Genomic DNA, 25,983 nt, shown 5'->3' on the forward strand with positions numbered 1-25,983 from the left:
TTAGCAACGTTCATATACTAGATATAACATATTCAGGAGCTATCTGCGCACTCTAAATTCAAATTCGCATGATCGAAGCTGGAAGAAGAGACTGCTTGCCAAGGCTTTTGCCACCCCGGTAAACAGTCTCTATACGACCTATTATTTGCTCATATAACGTTCGTAAGCCGCTTGATGAAGCTTAACCGCTTCTTCAATGCCCATGCCTTTGATCGTTTCTGCCATTTTGTCATACTCCGAAACCGGCTTCGAGCCGTTAATGATGGCGGTCATCGTTTCGTTCAAGTACGTGTTAACTTGGCTCATAATGGAAGTCACTTGGCTAGCTTCGTCGATCGTCAAGCGAAGCGGAGGAAGCGTCAGATCCGAGGACTGCTTCATCCATTCCGTGTTCGCGTCTTTTTGACCTTGGTCAAACAGCAGCGCGTCCAAATATTTGCTGTCTTGGTTGATCGGACCGTCCATAATCGAAAGCGCGTAGGATGCAAGCGCTTGGTCGTACGTCAGGCCGTTCGGGTTTTTCGTAACCGTGTCGGTGAATTTGTACGTGTCGCCTTCTTTCGTGTAGCTCTCGCCTTCGATACCGAAGTTGAACAAGTCGCTGCCTTCCGGGCTGTAGTTGTAGTCCATCCATTGAACAATATATTTCAGCTTATCTTTGTCCGCGCTGGATGTAATCGCTTCGCCGTAAGTCAATACTTTATTGTTCAGGTTAAACGCAGCGTAAGATTTTCCGTCCGTCGCAAGCGGAGATGCTACGCCCGTCAGGTTGAAGTTCGGATCGGTGTCTCTCATCAGGTTGAAAAATTTGCCCATGCCGCTGAATACGCCGCCTTGGTAAGATCCAGCCAAGTTATTCGTCACTTTATAGTCGAACGCTTTGCCGTCGTTCGTCATAATCTCAGGATCGACCAGTCCTTCTTGGTACCATTTTGCCATTTCCGCAAGGAAATCCTTGTATCCAGGTTGGATCGGACCATATGCCACTTTTCCGTCTTGCATTTGGAAGCCGCCGATGACGCCGAATGCCGGTGAGAAGTCATGCAGCTTCGTCAGATTGCCCGGACCCCAGTTGCCGGTGAACGGGAGCTCATCCGCTTTGCCGTTGCCGTTCGGATCCTTCTCCTTGAACGCTTTCAACACCGTGTACCACTCGTCAATCGTTGTCGGCGATTTCAGGCTCAGCTTATCGAGCCAGTCTTTCCGCATAACGAGACCGGAAGTCGCGTTCAGCTTCACCGCGTCAAGCTTAAGCAGCGGGAACATGTAGATTGTGCCGTCGTCAAGCGCGATTTGCTTCTTCACGTCCGGATCGGATTCGATAATTTTTTTGAGGTTAGGCGCATATTGATCGATCAGTTCGTTCAAGCGGATAATGCGGCCGTCTTCGATCATTTTCTCGGGCCCGCCGACAGCATCTGCCCAGTTATAGTAAATAACGTCCGGCAAATCTTTCGTGGCGATCAGCAGGTTGAACTGATCCTTTTGCTGTCCAAGCGGCGGATGCGTAAAGTTCGCTTTGATACCGGTCAGCTCTTCTTTCTTTTTATAGCTGGCCATTTCACCGAAGTTTTGCAAAGAAGCCGTTAACTTGCCGTCGTTAGCACGCCAGTATTCGATCGTGAACGATTCGTCCGTAATCGGAAGCGGAATAACAGAAATCGCTTCTTCGCCTTTCGGCGCTTCTGTTCCCGCCGGCGTATTGCCGGTATTGCCGGTATTGCCTGTGTTTGACCCGTTGTTCTGCGAGCAAGCCGACAAGATGCTAATCAGCAGCATGGAGCTCACAAGAATTAACCCCGCTTTTTTCTTCACAGTGAATCGCCTCCAAGATAGGTTTAATTATTTATTGTTTCACGGCACCGATTAAAGCGCCTTGAACAAAAAATCGTTGGATGAACGGGTACACGATCATAATCGGCAGCGTCGAAATAATGATCGTCGCGTACTTGATGTTTTCCCCGATCGCAAAGCCAGTGTCCGCTCCCGCTCCCATTGCTTCCGTGCTGCTGCTAATTAGAATATCGCGCATCACGATCTGGATCGGGTATAGTTCTTGGCTGCGCAGATAGAGCATCGGGCCAACATAGTCGTTCCAATGATCAACCGCGTAATAAAGCATCATAACCGCAAGAATCGATTTGGACAGCGGAAGCACGATACGGAACAAAATAAGGAAATCGTTGGCGCCGTCCAGCTTGGCCGATTCGATCAGGCTGATCGGAATCGACTCGAAGCTCGTCTTCATAATAAGGAAGTAGAAGGTGCTGATTGCGCCTGGAATAAGAATCGCCCATCTCGTGTCGACAAGGCCGAGATTTTGCACGAGCAGAAATGTCGGGATCATGCCCCCGCCGAAAAACATCGTGAATGTAATCATCTTCATGAGCGTTTTTCTGCCCATCAAATCCATACGGGAAAGCCCGTATGCGGCGAGCGAGGTCATGAGCAGGTTGATCGCCGTTCCCGCCACAACGTAGATGAGCGTATTAAGGTATCCCGTGTAGATCTTCGGATAATTGAACACAAATTTGTAAGCTTCAAGCTGGAAGCCTTCCGGCAGCAGCATAAGCGAACGCGAACGAAGCATTTGATCCGGATCGCTGACCGATGAGTTAAGCACGTACAGCATGGGGTAGAAGCATAGCGCTATGACGAGACATAGCAGCAGCGTGTTGACGGTATCGAATATATATTCGCCTGTTGAGCGTTTCATAGGCTCCTCCTATTTACCAGAGACTTGTGGAATTCACCTTGCGGCTAATGTGGTTCGCGAGCAAAAGCAGCGAGAAGTTAATGACACCGTTAATGAGTCCGATAGCCGTCGAGTATGTGTAATTGCCTTCCAGAATGCCTGACCGGTAGACGAAGGTGGATATCACATCGGATGTCTCATAAGTTGGCGCTGTTTGCATAAGCAATATTTTTTGAAAATCGGAATTCATAACCGCGCCAAGACGAAGAATCAGCATGACGACAATGGTCGGCAATATACCCGGAAGCGTTATGTGCATCAATTGCTTCCAGCGCCCCGCTCCGTCCATCTTCGCCGCTTCGTACAGCTGCGGATCGATGCCGCTCAGCGCCGCCAGGAAGATGATCGACGCCCAGCCCGCTCCCTGCCAGATGTTCGATAAGATGTACATTGGCCTGAACATATCCGCCTCTGCCAGAAACATGACCGGCTGAAGATCGAAGAAGCCGCGAATGACGTTGAACAAGCCGCCGTCAAGAGCCGAGAACGTTTTCAACATACCGACTACGACAACGACCGATATGAAGTGCGGCATATAGCTGACCGTCTGCACCGTGCTCTTGAACCATTTCAATCTCACCTCGTTCAGCAGCAGCGCTAGTACGATGGGAGCCGGGAAACCGAACACAATACTATAAAAACTGAGGATGAGCGTATTTTTAATAATCCGCCAAAAGTAATAACTTTGAAAAAACATTGTAAAGTTGTCGAAGCCGATCCATTTGCCTTCCATGATGCCTTTAATCGGACTGTAAGACTTTTGAAACGCCATCAGGAGGCCGTACATCGGTGCATAGCTGAAAATCAAATAGTAGGCGACAACCGGAATCAACATGAGGTATACATATTTATTCCGAATAAGTTCCTTTTTGATGAAGGATAATGTGCTTGACTTCGCCTTTGCGCTCTTGGCAGCCAGCTGTTGTTCCAGCTTCATCGGGTAAACCTCCATCCTTCGTGTTAATTAATTAATGATTACGCTTATTAATATACCTTCTCCGCCTGACGATGCCCATGTTCATTTCCGATGCCTTTTTGTTCAAAACCGTTGCTAAAAATCCGATGAAAAAAATCCGACATGGGTTCGTAAGCCAAACAAAAAACACCCCGCATTCCGTCTAAATACGGATGCAGGGTGTTTCTATTCGAATCATTTATGAAGGCGATTTCCGGTATTCGGAAGGAGAAAAGCCGGTATATTTTTTGAATATTTTGCTGAAATACGAATAGTTATCGCCGAAGCCAGACGCTTCTGCCAGCGACCCGAACGTAAAGTCGCCGCCGCGCTCGATATGCTCCAGCGCCTTCTCGATCCGAATGTTCATGACGTAATTCGTAAACTTTTCGCCGGTTTCTTTTTTGAACATTTTGCCGATGTAATCGGGATTCATGTAAATTTCAGCGGCGATCGTCTGCAGCGTCAACGTTTCGTCGTTGTATCTCTCCTGCACGATCTGCATCACGCTTTGCACCATTTGCGACTGCTTGCGGCGGTTGCGCTCATAACGGTCCAGCGTAATTTCGCGGGCGATCGTCATGACCACCTGCTGGAACGACTGCAGTGTGCTGCCCGCGATCAGACCCGGCAGCTTATCCATATAACCTTTCATTTGTGCGGGTGAGCATATACGAATAATTTCCATGAAAATTTGAATAAGATACGATTTCGTTTCCTCGATCTCATATCTAAGCTCGGACAGCTCTTGGAACATGCGTTTCAGCTCAAGCTCCGTGTCCGCCCAGTGGCCCGCCTTGATCGGCATAGCCAACCGCTCCGGGTCGTATTCGAAGTCCCGCTTCTCCGCTTCCTCCGGAACGGAAATATCGCGTTCCGTAATTAAGCTGCCCTCCCCAAGATAAAACCGGTGATTCAAGCAGGCGATCGTATGCGTGTACAACCGCCTCACATGCGTCAGCTCGCCGGGCTCGCTCAGCGCGGCCGTCAGATCCAAACGGTAATACTTCATAAACGTGGAGCGGATCGCATCGATTTTTTCGAACAATTGCTCCTCGCTGAGCTCGTCCTCCATCAATAGCAGCACATGGCTTCCCACCGTTGAGCTTAAGACCGGATTTTGAAACACGTCCTCGGCAATGTTTTTGACCGCAAACAAATGCTCGTACTCGTGCTCGCCTTCAATTTCCGCAAGCAGCAGCCGGACGCGCTGGGTTTGGAACTGAAGCCCGAACAACCGGCCGAAATATTGCCATTCCATGACGCCGTATGTTTTGTTCGTGACGAGCTCTTTCAGAAATTGCTCCTTCGCATGCGGCAGCACGCGTTCGAGGCCGTACTTGATCGACTGCACGAAGTCGTCGTTATCATCCTTCTCCCGCCTCCGCCGCACGACTTCCGACAGCGCTTCCATAAGCGCCTCTTCGCTGCATGGTTTCAGCAAATAATGATTGACTCCGTGCTGCATGGCGGTCTTCGCATAATCGAATTCGGAAAAGCCCGTAAGTAATATGAACGCTATATCCGGATAAAGCTCCCGTACCGCTGCTACGAGCTGCAGTCCGTCCATCCCCGGCATACGTATGTCGCTAATAATAATATCCGGCGGATCGCGCTTCACTTTTTCGAATGCTTCCACGCCGTTTTGCGCCGTTCCGATCAATTGCGTGCCGCACGCTTCCCAGTCTACGACCGAGGCAATACCGTCTAGTATAATAAATTCGTCATCCACCAAGAGCACCTTATACATGGTTTCACTCCAGTTTTCCCGTCATACATCATTTATACTAGATATGAGTGCTATTTTACAAGTGCCCTGTTCCGAATGGAGCATGGTTTCTATTCTATGTAATAGCCGGTCCGGATCGCGCCTGAGAATTTCAAAACGACCCGGACCGTGCTTGGATCATAAGCAGAGCATTAAACCAAATCATTTGCCGTTCGGTACGTGATTACAACACTTATGTTATTTCGATTTTTTCTGTGCTGCGGATCTTCCCTGTTTTTTCGGATCGCTTGATTTTGGTGCGACATGTTGACTGTTAGGTTTGTTTTGATCGCTCATAATGGATTCTCCTTTGCATTGGATTCTAATTAGTTATGTGCTTATCGCAATGAAACTATAACCGAAAATTTTCTTCCCTTATTGACCGTCGTAAGTCGTTCGCATCTGGTCTTAAGTCGAACGGATTCCTTCAAAAACCTGCGTAACCAACTGCCTTACATAGTTATCGTCAAGCTTATCCCCCGTAACTAATAAACGGTATAAAATCGGCCCGTAAATCATATCCGTGCATAATGCGGTATCGAGATTCTTCCTCAGCTCTCCTCGCCGAACCCCCTGCTCCAAAATACCATGAACCTCCAGCCGGCGAGGCTGTATATAACGGGTCCGATAGGCTTCCGCCAATGCAGAGTCAACCTGCCCTTCGCCTATGATCTCAAGAAAAATCGAGCCCTCGCGGCTAGTCATAAACCGGGCCATATTCGTGGCATGCTCCAGAATATCCTGGAAGACCGAACCCGTATCCGGCACAGGCAGTCTTGCAGACGCAGCGGATAGAAATCCGTCCATCACCACTGCAGCCTTATTAGGCCACCATTTATAAATCGTAGCTTTGCTGACCTTGGCACGGTCAGCGATTTTTTCTACCGTAACGGCTCCAAAGCCCATTTCCAACAATAAATCATAGGATGCGGAAAGGATCGAGTTTTGCGTTTCCATATTGCGCGGACGTCCTCTTTTCCCCTGCATATGAATCCCCCTTTGTTATATGTTCCGTGTCCATCATTAAAAATCTATACGTTCAGTATACAAAAAATAAAATCCTAATCAAAGCCTATTTACAAAACGATGCGTTCAGTATATTATTTGAAATATAATTACGAAACTAAACGTTCAGTATTTAAAGGGGGATTATGATGCATAAAGAACAAGCTAAACAAGACAGCCGTATATCAAGTGGGATGATGGTTCTGTTGGCAGCCGCATGCGGGCTTATCGCCGCCAATCTTTATTACGCTCAAACTCTGGTAGGACCTATCCGCGATGCCATTGGCCTTCCTTCTACAGCAGCAGGATTAATTGTTACGGTTACTCAAATCGGTTATGTGATCGGGCTGCTGCTCATCGTACCGCTAAGTGACATCATTGAAAATCGGCGTCTCACGGTTTTCATGCTTATCGTTGCAATTGCCGCGCTGCTAACTGCCGCATTTGCGCCTAATGCGCCGTTGTTTTTGGTCGCTTCTCTATTTATTGGAATTGGATCTGTAGTCGCTCAAATTCTGGTACCCTTCGCCGCCTATTTAGCTTCTGATGTTCAGCGCGGCCGCGTGATCGGTAATGTAATGAGCGGCCTCTTACTGGGAATTATGTTGGCTCGGCCATTGGCAAGCTTTATTACCAGTCTATGGGGCTGGAGAGCCATATTTGTTTTATCTGCAATTGTAATCTCTCTATTGGCTGTTCTGCTATCGTATGTTCTTCCGGAGCGCAAGCCGTCTCCTAATGTACGCTACGGAAAACTAATTCTCTCTTTAGGCGCTATATTACGTCAAACGCCTGCATTACGACGTCGCGCACTATATCAAGCTTGTTTATTTGGAGCCTTCAGCCTATTTTGGACTGTCGTTCCTTTACATTTGGCTGATACTTTTGAAATGTCCCAGGGAGGCATTGCATGGTTTGCGCTAGTTGGTGTGGGCGGCGCGATTGCTGCGCCGATCGCCGGTAGATTAGCGGATAAAGGCTGGGACAAATGGTTAACGGGGCTAGCTATGATTGTAGCCGCTGTTTCTTTTTTGCTCATCCATCTGTTCCATAGCTATTCAACCCTTGCTCTGATTCTTCTTTTTGTATCCGCATTTACGCTCGACATGGCCGTGTCGGGTAATCTTGTAGTTAGTCAACGTACGATTTATTCGTTAGGCAGTGAAGCGAAAGGACGCCTAAACGGACTATTCATGTCTATATTCTTTGTAGGCGGAGCCATCGGATCATCCTTGGGCGGTTGGTCTTATACCCATGGGGGCTGGAAGCTCACAACTCTCATTGGAACCATCTTGCCGCTTTTGGCATTGATTTATTTTTTCACCGAGAAAAGAACACACAAGACCGTTACTGATTCGAAAACGCGAGCGCATTAAGTTCGTTTCACCGCTTCGTTTCGTTCGAGTGAGATAAGCTCGATTATCCATTTTGGGATGTCCCAATTTTTGATTGGATAGCTAAAAAGCTTACTCGACGAGGACTTTTACCGGTAGATTTAGACGTCTTTCCTACGCATTCGTTCCGTTCGCACGGAGTGCGGGGTCCGTCGCCCCTACGGGGATCGACCTCGGACTTCATCGCTGCCAGTGAGAGTGCCCCAAAAGCCATAGGCTTTTGGGGCACCCCTACTTCAGTTGTTTGTTCTCGCCTTCAAGCGCTCGAAAAAAAATCCCCTCCATTGATTCTTCATCTAGCTGCTACGTTAAGTAACCTAGACTCAAATCTAATTTTGGGGCTTAAAAGGTTGGAGCAGATATGAGTACAATAGTTGTCCTTATCTAAGTTTCTGATTCCCAACCCTTTCCTATCAGTAGATTTTTTCGATTATGCTTGATATTTCTTGTTACCGTCACTCGTCGCGACACACACGAAAACCTTGATCGGGGCCCATGCCATTCGCCTCGAAATTGCTCAGATATGATAACTCGCTGACGTCGCCCATCCAACCGCCGCCCTTCACAACCCGGGTAGAGCTACTATTACTATCCAAGTCTCCGTATCCGTTCCAGCACCATTCCCTTACATTACCTGACATATCGTAAAGTCCTAACTCGTTGGGTTTCTTGACGCCGATAGATTTTGTTTTATTATGGTTGTTTTCTACCATAGGCCAGTTCCATTCCCCTGATAAGTTTTTATCTCCAGCATTTTTCCAATACCATGCTACTTCATCTGCATTATTGCTTCCGCTGTAGGTGTAACTCTTGCTCATCTGACCTCCACCTGCAGCATATTGCCACTCCGCTTCTGTCGGCAATCGGTAACCATTAGCTCCCGCATTGATCGTTACTGTCCATTTTATATTATCGTTTTCACTCTTATTTTTCGGGTCTTTTTTATTCTTATCTATATTGTAATACGGTGTTAAGCCCTCATTTATACTCCTATTATTACAGTACACCACAACGTCATACCAGCTTACCATTTCTACCGGCAAATTATCGCCTTTGAATTCTGAGGGATTACTTCCCATTACCTCAATCCACTCTTTTTGAGTTACCTCATATTTGCCGATATAAAAGTTCGATAATGTTACATTTTTCCCATAGTAGTTGGACTTTGAGTTCATAAAAGTCCCGCCTTTGACTAATACAAAGTTATCAGGCATTTTTACAGGATTTTTATCAGGCTTTTCTTGCAAACAAGCGCTGACAACAAACATTATTGCCATTAAAAGGAAAAATAATAACTTTCTCATTGATATATCTCCTTTAAACTGATAGGAAAAATTATAGGCCGTGACGGTCTACAATTTGCCTCTGGCAGCATCGAAGACCGTTCGTCTTGCGGGAAACGGCCCTCCACGCGTCCGACTGACAGATCAAACTGGAAGGGAACGACCATCAGCCTGTCTCCAACTCTTAGAAATCGGTTCCCTCTTTACCCGCGAAGGGGGGCCGCCGCGCCCCTTCACTCTTCCAAAAGATAATATTCAAGTAGCATGTAGGTTGTAGCGTTTTTTGAAATATATAAGGCCGCCGGCTGTAAGACCGGGCAGTCTTAACCATATCAAATGAATACTTTCTCAATACTCTGGAAACGTTCGGGCGCCCGTCAGATACCTGATTGCAGGTGACCTGTTACCAAACCGTTACATTAGAGCTACCACTGCTTTGATATCCCTCTGTCGCTAACACCTGGTAGGACCAACTGCTTCCCAGATTCATTCCTTTACTCTGCCATGCGTTAACGTGGTTGCTAAAAGTGATAGCGACATTGCTGCCGGTCGCTCTCTTCGACTGACGGACACTCCAGAACTGGGTGAAAGTTTTTGTGCCGTCAATGGAAGGTGCGTTGACTCGCTCAGTCGTATAGATGTCATATGTGCCACCATCACTGGACACGGTGCCTTTATGCGTTCCTGTAGGTCTATAAGTGCCCCAGCTATCAACAACGTAATATTCTATGAGTGAGTTTCTTGTCCACCCATAGAGAGTCAAATACCCATTGCCGGACGGCGCCCAGACGCCGGCATTGTAGTTTACTACCCTAGATGGTGATCCGGTATTCCAGCCTTTACCGACAACAAAATTCCCGGTATTTGACCAGTTAACACTGTAATTTCCTCCAGATCCATTGGTAGCATTTACTGTCCCACCACCATCGGTCCAATTTTGCCAGTAGTCTGTCGCTGCACTTGCGGTTGCTGCAAACAAGGTGGTAATACTCATTGAAGCTGCAATAACTAACGTCAAGACTTTCTTATTAAACTTAAACATATTTTACCTCCTAAAATTTTTCGATTTATCACTAATTGCCTACATACTACTTGAATATTACCTTTTACAATCATTCCCTTTCATTTTTTGTCGGTTGTTTCTCTTTGCCGTACATAGCTTGTCCTGTGTCATATTTCGTGAACTACTAACTGTCCCTCCTACCTGAGAAGAAATTTTCTTTCAAGTATAATCGCAAGACAATTTTTGTCTTACATAACTAAATTATAGAAAGTAAGCGCATACATTACAACTTAACAAACTATAGATTTACCCCCATATTTTAACTAATCTTTAGAAACCGTCGAGGAACCGAGGTTACCGTAACGTTGGAAGAAGCTCTCGATAAGCTGCTAACAACTGTTTGAAACTAGCTTTGACGATTAGCGATAGATTTCCATGACATGCTCCGACCCGTCGAAGAAACACAACGAGGAATTGAAGAATATTTCCGTATTTACAATGAATGGAGGAGCAAAAATAAACAAGCTGACGCCAGTTGAATACCGACATCAGCTTGTTATTTAATGCTTTTAATGCTAAGACCAACCAATTCCTAACAAGACTTCATTCACAACTTCTCATCGCTCCGCCTTATAAAACTCATGATAAAGCTTCATGAGCGCCCTCTTCTCTATCCGTGATCCATAACTGCGGCTAATGCCCACTTCCTTCGCAATATGCGCCGCCCCACTTCTCGAATAACCAATTCACTCGCGAACTAATTTCTTGCTCGGCTACGGATAATAATCCGCCCTTGCTGAAGACGAGTTTGCCGTCGATGACGACATGGGCAATCGCGGTCGGCTGCATGGCATATACAACATTTGCGAACAATTCGCGACTTGGCGCCAACGACAAATCGTGAATGTCCAGCGCGGTGAAGTCCGCCGCTTTGCCGGCTTCGATCATACCAGTCTGCAGTCTTAACATTTCGGCGCCGCTCGCAGTTCCCATCCGGAACACGTCATTCGCGGTGATGCAGGTCCCATCCAATCGGGAAATTTTTTGCAGCAGAGCACACATCCGCATTTCTTCAAATACGCTGATCCGGTTGTTGCTGCAGCCCCCGTCCGTTCCCAAGGAAACTTTTACGCCTGAATTCAAGAGGTCAGGGATTCGGGTGACGCCGTCTGCGAGAAACATATTGCTGGAGGGGCAATAAGCCAGCGAGCCGCCACGGCTGCCAATCAGCTCGACTTCAGAATCGTCCAACCATACCAAATGAATGGCGATCATCCGTTCATCCAATACGCCTAATGAGTTCAAATAATGAAGCGGCCTAAGGCCGTAATACCTTAACGTCTCCTCGACCTCAAACATTTCTTCCGCGACATGGATATGGAAAGGGGTATCCAGCTCGATCGCAAGCCGATGTCCGGCCTTAATCATTTCCGGCGAAGCCGCGTGCGGGCTATGTGGCGCCGGATGAACCGTAACCATCGGATCCCCCTGGTATTTGACGGCAAGAGAACGAGTCCGTTTCACGGCTTCATCCACCGTCTCCCTGTACGCCGCGGGAGCGCCGTTCCAATCGTACATCGTCCGGGCAAAAACAAGCCGGATGCCTACGTCCTTCGCGGCTTGAATGACTGCCTCGTCATAGGCCGTGCCACCGTTATGAACATAGAAAAAGTCGCTGACGGTCGTGACGCCGTACCTGATCATTTCCCCGAAAGCCAGCAGCGCTCCCGCATAGACCGCTTCTTCATCAAGCAGCGGCGTGTACCGGTACAACGCTTGCTCCCTCCATTCCAGAAACGATTTATCGATGGCGATGCCGCGCAGCAGGCTTTGAAAAGAATGATTATGCGCATTGATCGTGCCCGGCACGATCGCTTTCCCTTCCCAGCGGACAAGCTCGGCATCAGGAAACGCAGCGGATACCTTTAGCGAAGGTCCAACCTCCGCGATGACGCCGTTCTCCACCACGATCGCAAAATCTTTCTGAAACGCTCCGTTTGCATAGACATATTCCGCTGCATACAGCTTCCGTTTGCTCACGCTAACCCTCCTTAAACATCCAATTTCTCATCCAGCGCCAAAATGGCATGAAGAAGGACGTTGCCCGCCTTCTCGATATCTTCGATCCGGCTCTCCTCCTCCGGACAATGGCTTTTTCCGTCCAGGCTGGGGACGAAGAGCATCCCCGAATGGGTGAGCGACGCCATATGCGCCGCGTCATGTCCGGCCATACTGCCAAGTGGTGCATGCGAATATCCGAGCTTCTCCGCCTGCAAAGCGCAAGTCCCGGCAACGAGCGGATCCATAGCAACCGGATGCTGGTCCAGCAGCAGACGACGCTCGATTCGAACCCCTCTTCTGGAGCAAATAAGAGCCGCATGCACTTCCCATTTCTCGATCGCTTCCTGGATATCGGCTCTCGTTTTCCCGCGGATCTCCATGTGAAAATGCACCTTGCCGGGAATAATATTGGCCGCATTCGGTTCGTTCGAGATCTTCCCAACCGTCCCTACGGTTTCATCGGATGGATGCGCGAGGCATACCCGCTCCAGCGCGAGCATCGCTTCGGCCGCCCCCAATAACGCGTCGGTCCGATCCTGCATAAGTGTCGTTCCCGCATGATTCGGCACGCCAATAACCGTCACTTCCTCACGATAAATTCCCGTGATCGCCGTTACAATGCCGACCGGAATGCCGCGATTCAGCAGTCTCTTCCCTTGTTCGATGTGCACTTCGAGAAAAGCTGCGAGCTCTTCCGGCTTCCGTCGCGCCTGCTCGTATCGCTCCGGATCCCCTCCCGCTTGACGCAGCGCATCATTCAGCAGCCTTCCGGTGTCGTCCCGGACGTCTTCCAAGTGCCGCCTTGTCAGCTTGCCGGCAACCGACCGGCTGCCGAATGTCGATAAACCGAACGGATTCGGTTCTTCCGCGCTAAAGGAAACGAGTTCGAGTGGATGCCGGGTCCGAATGCCCTGCTCATTCAGCACCAGCATAACCTCCAAAGCTAACAAGACACCGATCGCTCCGTCGTACTTGCCTCCGTTCAGCACCGTATCGACGTGGGAACCGAATGCTATAGCCGGAAGCGCGTTGTGCTTGCCGCGCCGGGCAGCCCAAATATTAGCCGCTTCGTCGACGCGAACGTCCAAGCCTAGGTCCGCCGCTTTCACTTTTACCCAGTCCCGGGCTGATAACTCCGCTGGCGTAAACGTCGTCCGGTCCAAGCCGCCCTGCTCATTGACACCGATTCGGCCGAGTTCATGAATGGCTTTCTCCAATCTAGTCGCATTGATCTTCAGCCGCTTCATGTGTAATTCCTTTGACCATGTACAATAACAGGAATGCCATTCTTAATAACCGTCTCCGTCAAATTAACGGCATAATGGTACTGCATATACTCGATATTCGGGGCATCGAAAATAACCAAATCCGCCTGCTTCCCGGCCTCAATGCTGCCGATCCGGTCCGCGCGTCCGATCGCATGAGCCGCATTGATCGTACAGGCGGTCAGCGCTTCGGCAGGCGTCATCCGCATTGTTAAGCAAGCCAGGTTCATCATAAAAAGAAGCGACTCCGTCGGGCTGGAGCCCGGATTCCGGTCGGTCGACAAGGCGACTGGCACGCCCGCTTCGATCATTTTCCGCGCATCGGCCGGCTTCGTCATGAGGAAGAAGGCCGTGCCGGGCAGAAGCACCGCAATGACGCCTTTCTCTGCCATTGCCCGAATGCCGGCGTCCGACGCCTGCAGCAAATGCTCGGCCGATACGGCGCCGATCTCGGCAGCCAGCTCAGCTCCCCCGTAAGGGACGATTTCGTCGGCATGAATTTTCGGCTTCAGCCCCCATTTCAGGCCGGCTTCCAGAATTGTCCTCGATTGCTCGGGAGTGAACACGCCCTCTTCGCAGAAGACGTCACAGTACTCAGCCAGCCCTTCTTTGGCGACAGCAGGTATCATTTCCTCCGTCAAAATTGTGACGAAGGCATCCGGATCCGACTTATACTCGGGAGGAACCGCATGGGCTCCCATGAAGGTCGAGACGAGATCGACGGGATGCTCGCCATGAAGAAAACGGGCTGCCCGCAGCTGCTTCAATTCATCCGCTAGCCGCAGCCCGTAGCCGCTCTTCGCCTCGATCGTCGTGACGCCGTGGGCAAGGAAACGGTCAAGCCGCTTCCGAGTCTCCCCGATTAACTGCGCTTCTGATGCGGCGCGGGTTTTGTTCGTAGAATTCAGAATACCGCCGCCTGCTTGCAGGATTTCCATATAGGTGGCGCCGCGGAGGCGAAGTGTCAACTCATGCTCCCGCGACCCGGCGAACACCACATGCGTATGCGGGTCGATCAGACCCGGGGTGACGGTCTTTCCTTCCGCCAAAATAACGATGACGTCTTCGCCTCCATGGCGCGAGACATACTCCGCAGCCTCTTGGTCGGCTCCAACGAAGACGATGCGTTCACCATCCACAACGACACCACCGTTCTCGATGATGTTCAGCCTCTCCATCTCTACTCCTGTCTTCGGTGCTTGGCTGCCCCCGCTTATGGTGGCGACTTGCGCCGCGTTCTTGATATACAGCATACGGGTAGTATCACTCCTTTCCGGTCACCTGTCTGTCCGCCATCGGCATCCGAATTCCCATCTTCTTAACGGTATCGATTGCCAGATCATAGCCGGCATCCGCATGGCGGACGATGCCCATGCCCGGATCGGTCGTCAAAACGCGATCCAATCGCGCCTCCGCCTCCTTCGAGCCGTCCGCGACGACAACCATGCCGGCATGAATAGAATAACCCATACCTACGCCGCCGCCTTGATGCAGCGATACCCAGCTTGCGCCGGCCGCCGTATTGAGGAGCGCGTTCAGAATCGGCCAATCTGCGACCGCATCGCTGCCGTCACGCATCGCCTCCGTCTCGCGATTTGGCGATGCCACGGAGCCCGCGTCAAGATGGTCGCGCCCAATCACGATCGGAGCCGACAGCTCCCCGGAAGCGACCATATCGTTAATGATGCGTCCGAACACCGCCCGCTCACCGTAGCCGAGCCAGCAGATTCGGGACGGCAGGCCTTGGAAGGCGATTTTGGCCTGCGCCATTCGGATCCATTTACATAAATGTTCATTGTGGGCGAACGTCTTCAGGATCACTTCATCGGTCTTGTATATATCCTCTGGATCGCCAGATAACGCCGCCCAGCGGAACGGACCCCGCCCTTCGCAAAACTGCGGACGGATGTATTCGGGGACAAAACCTGGAAAAGAAAAGGCGTCTTCCACGCCTTCATCGTAAGCAACCTGGCGAATATTGTTTCCGTAGTCGAAGGCGATGGCACCGAGCCGCTTCATCTCGAGCATCGCGTTCACATGCACAGCCATGCTCTCTTTTGCCTTCTTGACATAAGTCACCGGATCTTCCGCGCGTTGCTTGCTGCCCTCCTCCAATGATAAGCCCGCCGGCAAATAACCATTCAGCGGATCGTGAGCGGAGGTTTGATCCGTTATAATATCCGGGATGAAGCCACGGCGCAGCATTTCCGGCAGTACCTCAGCCGCATTGCCGACCAGACCGATGGATAACGCCCGCCTCTCCTTCCGGGCCTCGACCGCAAGCGAGATCGCGTCATCCAGGCTTTCCAGTACACAATCACAATAACTCGAATGAATTCGCTTCTCGATTCGTGTCTTGTCAACGTCGATCCCGATCAGCACGCCTTCGTTCATGGTGACGGCTAACGGCTGCGCTCCTCCCATTCCGCCGAGGCCGGCCGTTACGGTAATCGTCCCTTTCAAAGTGCCGCCGAAGTGCTGCCTGGCGCATTCAGCGAACGTCTCATAAGTGCCCTGAACGATGCCTTGACTGCCAATATAAATCCAGCTGCCTGCTGTCATCTGGCCGTACATCATAAGCCCCTTCCGGTCCAGCTCGTGAAAAGTATCCCAATTCGCCCATGCCGGCACCAGGTTCGAGTTGGCGAGCAGCACGCGCGGCGCGTCCCGGTGGGTCCGGAAGACAGCGACCGGCTTACCGGATTGCACCAGCATCGTCTCGTAGTCCTCCAGCTGCTTCAGCGTATCGATGATAGCATCGAAGCTCTCCCAATTTCGCGCGGCTTTACCAATTCCCCCGTAGACGACGAGCTTGCCCGGATATTCGGCCACCTCCGGATCCAGATTGTTCATCAGCATGCGCAGCGCCGCTTCTTGGACCCAGCCCTTCGTATTCAGCCCAGCGCCGCGCGGCGCACGAACGACTCGTTCCTTCATAGCGTCAAACCTCCAATCCAATTATTCAATCCGGACGACGGACGCGATTGCTTCCCGTACATTGGTCTTTCTCATCCATTCCGTCATGACGCGAATATCGCCTGACAATACGCGGTCTTCATCCATGAAGCTAACATGCTCGCGGCACCGGTCATAAATCCATTTCGTTCCCATACCCAGATACTCATGACCGCGAAAATCGGCGGCTTGAGCTGCGCACAGCAGCTCGATAGCTAGCACCGAATAGGCGTTTAATACAATCTGATTCGCCTTGCGAGCCGCGATCGTCCCCATGCTGACGTGATCCTCCTGGTTCCCCGACGAGGGGATCGAGTCTACGCTGGCCGGATGCGCAAGCGACTTATTCTCGGACACAACCGCGGCAGCCGTATATTGGGCAATCATAAAGCCGGACTGGACGCCTCCGTCCTTCGCCAGAAAAGGAGGAAGCTTCTCATTCAAAGACGGATTGACGAGTCTTTCGGTACGGCGCTCTGAGATGCTGGCGAGCTCGGAAGCACTGATGGCAAGATGATCCATCGCTAAGGCGATCGGCTGTCCGTGGAAATTACCTCCGGAAATGACACGATTCTCTGCAGCGAAGATAAGCGGATTGTCCGTTGCCGCATTCATTTCGATTTCCAGCTTTTCCTGGATATATCGCAGCGCTTCCCGGCTGGCGCCATGAACCTGCGGCGCGCAACGGATCGAATAAGCGTCCTGCACGCGCAGCTCTCCCTGCCCCGTCATCAACCGGCTGCCCTGCGTCAAATGCTGAATATTCGCGGCGGATTGTCCCTGCCCGGGATGCGGGCGAAGCGCGTGGGTAAACGGTTCGAAAGCGTCGCGTATGCCGCGAAGCGCCTCAGTCGTTAACGCCGCCGCACAATCCGCCCATCCAGCTAAATTGACGGCATCATAACAAGCAAGAGCCCCGATCCCCGTCATCACCTGCGTCCCGTTAATCAAGGCGAGACCTTCCTTGGCCTCCAGCGCGATAGGCTGTAAGCCGGCTTTGGCCATCGCCTCGTTGCCAGGCAGCCGATCGCCGAGAAAGCAGGCTTCTCCTTCGCCGACCAGCACGAGCGCCAGATGCGACAATGGCGCTAAGTCCCCGCTTGCCCCAAGCGAGCCTTGCTCCGGGATGACCGGCGTCACTCCGGCATTCAGCATATCAACCAGCAGTTGGACAACCACCGGCCGGATACCGGAATAGCCCAGCGATAAAGCATTTACGCGCAGCAGCATGGTTGCTCTTACCGCTTCCTCCGTCAGTGGCGGTCCAATCCCGCAGGCATGGCTTCGAATGAGATTCAGCTGCATCCGCTTCGTGTCTTCCGCCGAAATATAAGTATCACTGAATTTGCCAAAACCGGTCGTCAGCCCATATACCACCCGCTTCTCGCGAAGCAAATTCTCGACGTACGCCCGGCTAATCGCCATTTGATCAAGGCAGCATTGACTGATTTGCACCCGCTCCTTATAGCGGGCTACCCGGATCACTTGTTCAAGGGTCATCGTACCGCCGTCAACGGACAGCGCATTTTCGTCCATTGGCAACATGTTGGCACCTGCCTTTCTCTGAGTAATTAAAAAAGCCAATACCCTGGGTAAGGTATCGGCTTCTAATCACTGGACACGGAATGACTGTCGACTTCAGGCTCGACCGTTGCTTTTATTACGCTTTATGCTCTTATAGAATGATATGCCCTCTGCTTCTTCTTCATGCTCCGTCTGCTTTATGAGCAGATATCGTCTTCATTCCCTCTTCTTCATACTTAGAGAATTTCTATCATTCTTGCTTAATCGTATAGGTCATTCCAGGCAACGTTTCAAAAATAATGACGCCATTCCCGGCATTATATGATACTGACGAGTTGTCGGTTTCCACTTCAATAGGTAGTGCTGCCTTAACGCGGAATGGCGGATGAGCACCGAACAAGTTCGGATAAACCCCTCCTCCGGTAACGCCTGCCCTATCTTCCCGCACCAAATTCAACACGTTGTCAATTAAACCGTGTGCGCGGTTCCCGTCCCCGAAACGAGCCCATAGGCTCAGCTTCCATGCAAGGCCCCATCCTGTACCGATATCACTTCGTCTCTCTAGTGAGCGTTGTGCTGCTTTGAACATTTCAAGCTCCGAATTGGTAGTCAACTGACAACCGGGATAGACGCCATACAAGTGTGAAACATGACGATGATAAATATCTTGATCATCGAAATCGTGGAGCCACTCCTGAAGCTGACCATGCTTCCCGATCTTGTACGGGGTTATCCTTGCTCTTGCATTGGCAAGTTCTTTCTGCAGAGCATCATCCGTTTCCAGAACTCCTGCAGCTTCGATGCAATTCGTAAATAATTCATAGATCAAGGCGTGATCCATCGTTGCGCCTTTGCTCACAGCGGCCATTGAACCATCTTCCGTAATAAATTTATGTTCAGGTGATGTCGAAGGCGAGGTCACCAATCTCCCATCAGGCTCCTCCTGCAGCTAGTCGAGGCAGAAGAGCGCTGCTTCTTTCATAACCGGATAAGCCTTATCCCGCAGATAAGCAATATCTCTGCCAAACGCATAGTGCTCCCATAGATGCTGGCATAACCAAGGTGCGGCCATAAACCAGCTTGCCCAAGAGGGATCCCCTTCTCCGAAATCACCAACCGGCGTCGATTGACACCAGATATCGCTGTTATGATGGGCGACCCATCCTCGCGCTCCGTAATTTATACGTGCCGTATCCGCTCCCGTCTGTGACAGGTTTCTCGTAAATGTGAGCAGTGGTTCGTGACACTCGGATAAGTTACAAGTCTCGGCAAGCCAATAATTCATTTCCGCATTGATATTTAACGTATAGTTGCTGCTCCATGGCGGCCTTACATCCTTGTTCCATATTCCTTGTAAATTAGCAGCCTGTGTTCCACTTCTAGAGCTGGAAATCAACAAATAACGACCAAATTGAAATAATAGTTCTATGAGCTTCTTATCCTTTGATCCATACTGCGATATTCGAATGTCCGTCGGCTTGTCCGCATCTGTATTGGACTCTCCCAAATCTAGTGATACGCGTTGATATAAATGAAGATAACTTCAACGTTAATCACTCCTGCTCCGTTAATGGTTAGATCTGCCCTCACGATATTTGCCCGGCGTAACTCCCGTATACTTCTTAAACACTTTATTGAAGTAATGACGATTTTCATAGCCTACCTTGCTGCCGATCATATTGACCGGAATCTGGCGGATCTCGACCAAAAGTTTTTTCGCTTCGTTGATACGCAAGGTATTCAAATAATGGATAAACGTCGCTCCGGTTTCAATTTTAAATAGGCTACTGATATAGTTCGGGTGCAGATTCATGTATTCCGCAAGCATATCCAGCGAAAGTTCCTGCGAGTAATTCCTGTCGATGTAAGAGAGAATTTTGGCTGCATGGTGTCGATAATCGGAATCGGCATCCGTAGGAAGCTCTTTGAATATCTGATGCAGCAATGCGGCAATCTCATCCCTGTTGATCGGTTTGAGCAAGTAGTCTACGACGCCTGCGCGAATCGCCTTGCGCGCATATTCGAATTCATCGTAACCGGTCAAAATAATAAACCGTTGACATAGATCATGCTGCTTAGCTTCGTGGATCAATTCGAATCCGTCTTTCTCAGGCATATTGAGATCAGTTAAGGTAACATCAGGCTTATTATTCTTCATTGATGTGGTTATTATAAATATCCTGATAATATATAAATGAAGGCTCGGATTGTCCGTCCGCTTGCCGAATCCATATCCCGCTTCCCGGCTTCAAATGATCGACGGCTGGCCGCAATGCTGGATCAATGTCGTTTTTATCCAGAAATTGCTTTGCAATCGGGAAGACCTCATCCTTTCGTTTATAGATCATGATGGATCAATTTGATCGTTGGCATGCGCGAAATTTTCCGCCAGAATATATCCGTTGCGGTATAGGCTGTTCATAAATTTGAAAATTCAAGCATTTTGGGATGTTTAAGGTAATACTCTGCTTTCCCTTCTTTTTCGTACCAGGATCCAAAGCCGGCTTCGATGCCAAACTGTGTCATGAAATAAGATTCGATCCAGTTTTTATCCATAACGAGGGGAACCAACTCGGGATGTTTCTCCTTCACCATGCCGAGAAGCTTTACAAAGTCGTCCAGTGTTTTAAATTCCGGGTTGCCAAGTTCCTTCAAAATGTCCTCGCGCACGGCTATACCCGGGGTACCATCATTGCCTAGCGCATACTTGTTGTTCTCCCATTCCTGCTCAGTCGCAAACGCATTACGAATGGTATAGAAATTGCCGTCTTCCATCGTATTGATCGCGACCCGCGTAGGATCGATTTCAAAATTCGGTGCATACTTCTCGACCAGCTCATTCCACGGATACGAAATGTTCGAATTAGAGAGCCTGTCAATATCGGAGGCTGTAAAAACCAGATTAGGCAAATCGCCGGATGCGATCATAAGCGGCAGCTGTTTATCGTCCGTAGCAACTGTAACTTTGAGCTTAACGCCGGTTTTCTCCGTGATTTTATCGGCCACCGATCCTTTCCATTCTTTTATAGGGTACCAACTGTGGTTAATGAATAACGTCAATTCTTCGACATCCTGATTGCCGTCAGCCGTTTCGGTGCCCGAATTGTCAGCGCCTGGATCCTCGGCCGAAACATTGGCGCTCGTGTTGCTGCCCTTATTGCTGCCTTCGTCCGAGTTACCTCCGCTGCATGCAGACATCATAATGGAAAGCGACAGTACCAACCGTTTTATTCGTTGACTTCGCATCAAGAAAACCCCTCCATGTTTTATTGTTTATATTATCAAAGCGGATGCTTTAATAACGATATTGACGATTGACTAACCTTTTACCGACCCCAACATGATGCCTTTAACGAAATACTTTTGCAAAAAAGGATAAACACAAACGATTGGGGCGATCGAAACCACCATGGATGTAACCTGCAGCGAGTAATTAGTGACGCCGGACGCGCTGGCCGCGGCACCTACAGACTCAATGGGGATGTTGCTCTTGTTGATGATTTCCATCATCCTGAAGGTCAGCGTCCTCAGAGAATCCGATTGCACGAAATATGCCGAATCCAGCCACGAGTTCCATTGTCCTACCCCGAGGAATAGCGACATGGTTGCAAGAAGCGGGGTTGAAACCGGAAGAATAATTTTAAAGAAAATTACGAATTCGTTAGCCCCGTCTATATATGCGGATTCCTTTAGCTCAAGGGGGATCTCCCGGAAAAAGGATATTGCGATCAGCAAAAAGAAGGTACTAAGCATCGATGGAATAACATAAACACCGAACGTATTCAGAAGTCCGACCGAACGCAGTACGACGTAATAAGGGATCAGTCCGCCCGAAAAGTACATGGCAAAAATGATAACGGCAAAGTAAACTTTGCTAAGCAGAAGGTCCTTATGCGACAATCCGTAAGCGACTAGAGAGGTGAACAACACGCCGAGCAGCGTTCCAACTCCGGTACGGGCAACGGTAACGAACAGTGCATTATACCAATTGGAATCCTTAAGGAATGTGGCGTAGTTCTCCAATGTAAAGCTTCTGGGCCACAAATAGATGCCGCCGAGCAAGGAGTCCTTGCCTTGGTTGAACGAAATGACCAGTACGTAATAAAACGGATATAAAGTCGCGATCATGATGCAGAACAATAAAACGTAAATGACGCTGTCCAGCAGCATATCCTTCTGTTTCTGAGATGTCAGCAAATGACTGCCCTCCTTGTCTTCAAAATAGACTCGAGCCCGAAACTCTCTTCGCAATGTAATTGCTGGAGAAGATCAGCAGTACGGAAATTATCGACTGGATCAGATCGATTGCGGCAGCGTAGGAGAATCTGCCATCCGCCAACCCGACCTTGAATGCATAGGTTTGTACGATTTCCGACGTCGGGTTATTGACATCGTTGCCGAGCAAGTAGGCCTGTTCGAAGTTGGATCCTACCAGTCCGCCGCCAAGAATACTGCCGATTGTCAGAATGAGCACCACAACAATCGTTCCTTTGATGCCAGGAAACGTAACATGTCGAATTCGGGCCAGTCTTCCCGCGCCATCGATTTGAGCAGCCTCATAAAGCGCAGGATTGATGCCTGCTATCGCCGCCAGGAAAATAATCGTCCACCAGCCCATTTCCTTCCACACCGCGCTGCCGACAGCTAGTCCCCAGAAATAGTTCGCGTTTGTCAGGATATCCAGCGGCATGTCAATGAGACCGATTTTGACCAGTAACTTGTTTATGATCCCGATATCGGCTGAAAGAAAAGAGAACGCGATGCCTACCACAACGACCCACGAAATGAAATGCGGAAGATAGCTTACCGTTTGCACAAACCGTTTGAACGCCATATGTCTCACTTCATTCAGTAGAATCGCGAACAATATAGGCGCCGGAAACGCGAAGATCACTTTGAGGAAACTTAAGACGAGCGTGTTTCTTACCATTTGACAACATTCTTAAGAAAGCGTTGTCATTTTTTAAGGCCAATATGTAATGAGCTGCATGAATTTCGGTCCTAAATCTGCATGTCTAGCCTTATTCTTCTTTGGATTTACCTATGTAACGAAAAAATCCTACCATAATAAGCTATGGTAGGATCTATATATATCTGCGGTTAATGGTTATACTTCAACATTTAGGTTATGAGAAAGAATACTACTCATTCAGCCGTTGTACCTGGTCTATCCATTGCATAAACGATTGCACATAACGCTGCAAATATTTACGGGTCGTTTCATCGGTGAGCTTGCCACTCTCTTGATCAACCCTATCCAAAACTTGAGAGATATACATTTTTTGATTCGGCATGACGTACGACGAGGTGGCATCCAACGTTTGTCTGATTTGCTGCTGCGACAAAATCGTTCCTTTTACGCCTGGCGTTGCTCCTATCAAACCTGCTGGCTTCCGAATGAGCACAGCTGTTTTAGTTGGGGTCGATGCCCAGTCCAGCGCATTTTTAAGTACCCCCGGTATTCCCGAGTTATATTCCGGGCTAACAATAATAATGCCATCCGTCCTTTGAATCGCTTCGCGATAACGCATGACCGGATCCGGCCCTTCTCCTTGATCCAAATCCGCATTGTACAAGGGAAGATTCGCAATCGATATGTATTCATATTCTGCGGAATCTACCAGTTCAGGAATCGTATTCGCTATCATTCGATTGAATGAATTCTCCCTTAAACTACCTACTATAATCCCTATTCTTTTCGACATCAGCCATCCTCCTAAGTTTAGAAGCCATTCTCTCTACCTAATCATACAATATTCCCCTTGATGAGCTCCAGTCCAGCAGCTCGTTCATAATTCGTTCCCTGCCGTTCGGGGCCCAGCTCATGCCGATCCAATTCGGGATAAACAAGGTTTTTGTATGCGGGACGGCACTAATCGCTTTCCAAGCATTCGTTTGCTGGAAGCAGGCCAGCTTTTCTTCTTTCTGCATAACGTTATGATTGTGAATAAGCAAGTGATCGGTTTCAATAACCGGAAGGCTTGTCAGCGTGAACTCATGGTTGCGCTCGTTTAACGGTACGCAGCTGCCAGGTTTTAATCCGAGCTCAGAATATAATAGTTCATTAAGAGGATGGTTCACCATGCCTTGAACCCGTACCTTTCTCTTAAACAGCCGCAACAGCGCCACGCTTTCATTGCCAATCGCGCCCGATAGCCATTGCCTTACGTATTTCGCTTGCTTTTCCAAACGGGCAAAGTTTTGTCGTGCTTCGCTTTCCCTCCCGACGATCTCAGCAATTCTGATATGGTTCTTCCGCCAATCAAGCGTGAATTCCATAAATACGGTAGGTGCGATCGCTGATAGCTGCTCCTTTAGAAATTGATGCCTATGGTCCACGATAATAATATCCGGTGAGGCTTGGCGCAGTTCCTGAAGTTGCGTTTGGATGAAGCTTTTGATAAACTCCTCCGTCTGCTCGACATATTTGAATCCATTCATCGCATAGACGCAGCTTGCACCCAGGGAATACAAATTTTCATGATATTGATAGTTGGAAACAACGGCGACAGACAGTTCCTTCCTCTTAATGAACAGAGTAGGAGTTATACCGACAGACCGCTTGAATAATCTGCTGAAATAAAATTCATTTCCGAAACCGACCAAAGCGGTGACGTTCTTTACCGTACTGTCTGGCTGCGAAAGCTGTTCCTTAGCACGCTCGATTCGGATTTGATTCAAAAATTCGACGGGAGATACGCCTTGTCCGCGCTTAAAGCTTCTTGAATACGAGGTAGGCGTCAAACCCGCGATTGCTGACAACGTTTCCAGGTTCAGCTTCTTATCATAGTGCTTGTACATGTATGCAATGCTTTCATCCATTCCGCTGCTTGCCTCTTCCTCGTCCTGCTGACTCGTCCCCGCTTCGAGAAGCGCATGCAATAGACCGAGAGCCTGCAATTGAAGCGCAGCAGGCTGAGTCCGTGAAGACCGGCTATCCGCGTACAAGCTGGAGACATGTTCCATACAAGCTGCCGAATGCTCATCCCGAAGCTTGCCTGAAGGGATAAAGGAAACCTCGGCATCCGATGGGGCTGCCGCCCATTTCCCTTTTGTTCGGTTAACCGTCATTTGGCGGAATAGCAGGAGCGTATATTGGACCGATTCCGAGTGCAGCTCCGTATCCAGCTTAGTTCCCGGCGCAAAGAAAAACAGCTCGCCCGGATGAAACCGGAGCGAGCATTCATTGATATGCAGCAAGCCGCTTCCAGCCGTAACCGCGCATAGCGCGAAAGTATTCTTGTCGATCACGTGCGCGGCATGCCGCTTCCGCATCTTGCGCATACGGATAGAAGATAACAGTAATATCGGAAGCTGTCCTCCCGCATTCAGCATCTGCATCAGCATACATTCACCTTCTTCTTATAATCCTATTCCCAATTGATAATGATTATCACAATTATAGATCGGAATGGATTATTTGGAAAGGATATTCGTTTCGAATACGGTCAAAAGTTTTTCGGCAGGTGTGCGTACTATTCCTGGCGGAACCGCCTTGGCGTAGCCGACATGCAGGACACCTACAATTTTTTCGCCGGGCAGCACGCCGAACGTTGCCCGAAACTTCGGATTATTATTGTAATTGTTCGTTTTCCAAACAACGCCCAGTCCCTGCTCCCAAGCGGCCAGTTGGAAATTTTGAATCAGGCAGCAAACGGCGGCGTAATCTTCCTCCCGCTCCTTAAATCTGGAATCCTCCAGCTGGACAATAACCAAATGAGCCGGCACATTGGCTAAATATTCGTACTTTTGCTTCCCGTATTTTTCGCGGTCATCAGCTGAATAGGTTTGAACCATCGCTTCCGCGAATGCCGTTCGTCCATCGCCCATAAACAGCATGAACCGCCATGGCTGTCTGTTTAAGTGATTAGGCGCCCATACCGCTACGTTCAGCAGCTCTATGATTTTCTCCCTTTCAACGGGTTCATCCTTAAATAACCGGACCGTCCGTCTGTCTTTTATTAAATCCGCCATTGTTCCTGTATTCTTGCTCTCCACATCATTCATTCGTTTCT

20 protein-coding genes and 3 pseudogenes are annotated in these 25,983 nt (G+C 49.4%); 1 reads left to right on the forward strand and 22 read right to left on the reverse strand.

Annotated elements, in window-relative coordinates; translation table 11 throughout:
- Positions 1–141 precede the first annotated feature (141 nt).
- From MRBLPE1_RS05055 to MRBLPE1_RS05075, 5 genes are all read right to left on the reverse strand, one after another.
- Positions 142–1,815, reverse strand: coding sequence for an ABC transporter substrate-binding protein (locus tag MRBLPE1_RS05055; protein WP_364142327.1), 1,674 nt, complete (start codon positions 1,813–1,815; stop codon positions 142–144).
- 31 nt (positions 1,816–1,846) lie between these two features.
- Positions 1,847–2,716, reverse strand: a complete 870-nt coding sequence (locus tag MRBLPE1_RS05060; RefSeq protein ID WP_364142329.1) for a carbohydrate ABC transporter permease — start codon at positions 2,714–2,716, stop codon at positions 1,847–1,849.
- 13 nt (positions 2,717–2,729) lie between these two features.
- Entirely contained in the window at positions 2,730–3,692 is a 963-nt protein-coding gene (locus MRBLPE1_RS05065; RefSeq protein ID WP_364142331.1) for an ABC transporter permease, read from the reverse strand.
- 217 nt (positions 3,693–3,909) lie between these two features.
- Positions 3,910–5,460, reverse strand: coding sequence for a response regulator transcription factor (locus MRBLPE1_RS05070; RefSeq protein ID WP_364142334.1), 1,551 nt, complete (start codon positions 5,458–5,460; stop codon positions 3,910–3,912).
- A gap of 426 nt (positions 5,461–5,886) precedes the next feature.
- Positions 5,887–6,465 (reverse strand): TetR/AcrR family transcriptional regulator, encoded by a 579-nt coding sequence (locus tag MRBLPE1_RS05075; RefSeq protein ID WP_364142337.1) that lies wholly within the window; start codon positions 6,463–6,465, stop codon positions 5,887–5,889.
- Between the two features lie 164 nt (positions 6,466–6,629).
- On the opposite strand from MRBLPE1_RS05075, the gene MRBLPE1_RS05080 reads away from it, so the two are divergent.
- Positions 6,630–7,859, forward strand: a complete 1,230-nt coding sequence (locus tag MRBLPE1_RS05080; RefSeq protein ID WP_364142339.1) for an MFS transporter — start codon at positions 6,630–6,632, stop codon at positions 7,857–7,859.
- Positions 7,860–8,332: 473 nt separating this feature from the next.
- On the opposite strand, the gene MRBLPE1_RS05085 is transcribed toward MRBLPE1_RS05080, so the two are convergent.
- The 17 genes and pseudogenes from MRBLPE1_RS05085 to MRBLPE1_RS05165 all read right to left on the reverse strand — a co-directional run bounded on the left by MRBLPE1_RS05085 (position 8,333) and on the right by MRBLPE1_RS05165 (position 25,975).
- On the reverse strand, positions 8,333–9,181 hold the full coding sequence (locus tag MRBLPE1_RS05085) for a formylglycine-generating enzyme family protein (RefSeq protein ID WP_364142342.1): 849 nt from the start codon (positions 9,179–9,181) through the stop codon (positions 8,333–8,335).
- Between the two features lie 382 nt (positions 9,182–9,563).
- On the reverse strand, positions 9,564–10,202 hold the full coding sequence (locus MRBLPE1_RS05090; protein ID WP_364142345.1) for a glycoside hydrolase family 11 protein: 639 nt from the start codon (positions 10,200–10,202) through the stop codon (positions 9,564–9,566).
- A gap of 578 nt (positions 10,203–10,780) precedes the next feature.
- Positions 10,781–10,879: pseudogene (locus MRBLPE1_RS05095) on the reverse strand (RNA polymerase subunit sigma); the annotation flags it as partial.
- A complete protein-coding gene (locus MRBLPE1_RS05100) occupies positions 10,857–12,203 on the reverse strand; it encodes an amidohydrolase family protein (protein ID WP_364142348.1) in 1,347 nt (448 codons plus the stop codon). The pseudogene MRBLPE1_RS05095 and the gene MRBLPE1_RS05100, both read right to left, overlap by 23 nt.
- 11 nt (positions 12,204–12,214) lie before the next feature.
- Positions 12,215–13,471 (reverse strand): Zn-dependent hydrolase, encoded by a 1,257-nt coding sequence (locus MRBLPE1_RS05105; RefSeq protein WP_364142350.1) that lies wholly within the window; start codon positions 13,469–13,471, stop codon positions 12,215–12,217.
- Positions 13,468–14,742: an imidazolonepropionase gene (hutI, locus tag MRBLPE1_RS05110; protein WP_364142353.1), complete on the reverse strand. Its 1,275-nt coding sequence runs from the start codon at positions 14,740–14,742 to the stop codon at positions 13,468–13,470. The genes MRBLPE1_RS05105 and hutI overlap by 4 nt, the downstream gene beginning before the upstream one ends.
- A 10-nt stretch (positions 14,743–14,752) precedes the next feature.
- Positions 14,753–16,426, reverse strand: coding sequence for a urocanate hydratase (hutU, locus tag MRBLPE1_RS05115; RefSeq protein ID WP_364142356.1), 1,674 nt, complete (start codon positions 16,424–16,426; stop codon positions 14,753–14,755).
- A 21-nt stretch (positions 16,427–16,447) separates the two neighbouring features.
- Complete coding sequence (gene hutH / locus MRBLPE1_RS05120; protein ID WP_364142359.1) at positions 16,448–17,989, reverse strand: histidine ammonia-lyase; 1,542 nt, start codon at positions 17,987–17,989, stop codon at positions 16,448–16,450.
- A gap of 349 nt (positions 17,990–18,338) precedes the next feature.
- Positions 18,339–19,508: pseudogene (locus MRBLPE1_RS05125) on the reverse strand (glycosyl hydrolase family 95 catalytic domain-containing protein); the annotation flags it as partial.
- A gap of 27 nt (positions 19,509–19,535) precedes the next feature.
- Positions 19,536–20,126, reverse strand: coding sequence for a response regulator transcription factor (locus MRBLPE1_RS05130; RefSeq protein ID WP_364142362.1), 591 nt, complete (start codon positions 20,124–20,126; stop codon positions 19,536–19,538).
- A complete protein-coding gene (locus MRBLPE1_RS05135) occupies positions 20,116–20,316 on the reverse strand; it encodes a hypothetical protein (protein ID WP_364142364.1) in 201 nt (66 codons plus the stop codon). The genes MRBLPE1_RS05130 and MRBLPE1_RS05135 overlap by 11 nt, the downstream gene beginning before the upstream one ends.
- A gap of 70 nt (positions 20,317–20,386) precedes the next feature.
- Positions 20,387–21,217: a hypothetical protein gene (locus tag MRBLPE1_RS05140; protein WP_364142367.1), complete on the reverse strand. Its 831-nt coding sequence runs from the start codon at positions 21,215–21,217 to the stop codon at positions 20,387–20,389.
- Between the two features lie 69 nt (positions 21,218–21,286).
- Positions 21,287–22,165, reverse strand: coding sequence for a carbohydrate ABC transporter permease (locus MRBLPE1_RS05145; protein ID WP_364142370.1), 879 nt, complete (start codon positions 22,163–22,165; stop codon positions 21,287–21,289).
- Positions 22,166–22,184: 19 nt separating this feature from the next.
- Positions 22,185–22,898: pseudogene (locus MRBLPE1_RS05150) on the reverse strand (ABC transporter permease); the annotation flags it as partial.
- A gap of 211 nt (positions 22,899–23,109) precedes the next feature.
- Positions 23,110–23,673, reverse strand: a complete 564-nt coding sequence (locus MRBLPE1_RS05155; protein WP_364142372.1) for an NADPH-dependent FMN reductase — start codon at positions 23,671–23,673, stop codon at positions 23,110–23,112.
- A 37-nt stretch (positions 23,674–23,710) separates the two neighbouring features.
- Positions 23,711–25,315 (reverse strand): AraC family transcriptional regulator, encoded by a 1,605-nt coding sequence (locus MRBLPE1_RS05160; RefSeq protein WP_364142375.1) that lies wholly within the window; start codon positions 25,313–25,315, stop codon positions 23,711–23,713.
- A 69-nt stretch (positions 25,316–25,384) separates the two neighbouring features.
- Complete coding sequence (locus MRBLPE1_RS05165; RefSeq protein ID WP_364142378.1) at positions 25,385–25,975, reverse strand: nitroreductase family protein; 591 nt, start codon at positions 25,973–25,975, stop codon at positions 25,385–25,387.
- Positions 25,976–25,983: the final 8 nt, after the last annotated feature.

It is taken from the genome of Paenibacillus sp. LPE1-1-1.1 (assembly GCF_040676435.1).
Lineage (GTDB): Bacteria > Bacillota > Bacilli > Paenibacillales > Paenibacillaceae > Pristimantibacillus.

Excerpts from the sequence above, each read along its gene's own strand:
- MRBLPE1_RS05060 (WP_364142329.1), bottom strand. The coding sequence starts at position 2,716 with ATGAAACGCTCAACAGGCGAATATATATTCGATACCGTCAACACGCTG.
- MRBLPE1_RS05065 (WP_364142331.1), bottom strand. The coding sequence starts at position 3,692 with ATGAAGCTGGAACAACAGCTGGCTGCCAAGAGCGCAAAGGCGAAGTCA.
- MRBLPE1_RS05070 (WP_364142334.1), bottom strand. The coding sequence starts at position 5,460 with ATGTATAAGGTGCTCTTGGTGGATGACGAATTTATTATACTAGACGGT.
- MRBLPE1_RS05075 (WP_364142337.1), bottom strand. The coding sequence starts at position 6,465 with ATGCAGGGGAAAAGAGGACGTCCGCGCAATATGGAAACGCAAAACTCG.
- MRBLPE1_RS05080 (WP_364142339.1), top strand. The coding sequence starts at position 6,630 with ATGATGCATAAAGAACAAGCTAAACAAGACAGCCGTATATCAAGTGGG.
- MRBLPE1_RS05085 (WP_364142342.1), bottom strand. The coding sequence starts at position 9,181 with ATGAGAAAGTTATTATTTTTCCTTTTAATGGCAATAATGTTTGTTGTC.
- MRBLPE1_RS05090 (WP_364142345.1), bottom strand. The coding sequence starts at position 10,202 with ATGTTTAAGTTTAATAAGAAAGTCTTGACGTTAGTTATTGCAGCTTCA.
- MRBLPE1_RS05105 (WP_364142350.1), bottom strand. The coding sequence starts at position 13,471 with ATGAAGCGGCTGAAGATCAATGCGACTAGATTGGAGAAAGCCATTCAT.
- hutI (WP_364142353.1), bottom strand. The coding sequence starts at position 14,742 with ATGCTGTATATCAAGAACGCGGCGCAAGTCGCCACCATAAGCGGGGGC.
- hutU (WP_364142356.1), bottom strand. The coding sequence starts at position 16,426 with ATGAAGGAACGAGTCGTTCGTGCGCCGCGCGGCGCTGGGCTGAATACG.
- hutH (WP_364142359.1), bottom strand. The coding sequence starts at position 17,989 with ATGTTGCCAATGGACGAAAATGCGCTGTCCGTTGACGGCGGTACGATG.
- MRBLPE1_RS05130 (WP_364142362.1), bottom strand. The coding sequence starts at position 20,126 with ATGAAGAATAATAAGCCTGATGTTACCTTAACTGATCTCAATATGCCT.
- MRBLPE1_RS05135 (WP_364142364.1), bottom strand. The coding sequence starts at position 20,316 with ATGATCTATAAACGAAAGGATGAGGTCTTCCCGATTGCAAAGCAATTT.
- MRBLPE1_RS05155 (WP_364142372.1), bottom strand. The coding sequence starts at position 23,673 with ATGTCGAAAAGAATAGGGATTATAGTAGGTAGTTTAAGGGAGAATTCA.
- MRBLPE1_RS05160 (WP_364142375.1), bottom strand. The coding sequence starts at position 25,315 with ATGCTGATGCAGATGCTGAATGCGGGAGGACAGCTTCCGATATTACTG.
- MRBLPE1_RS05165 (WP_364142378.1), bottom strand. The coding sequence starts at position 25,975 with ATGAATGATGTGGAGAGCAAGAATACAGGAACAATGGCGGATTTAATA.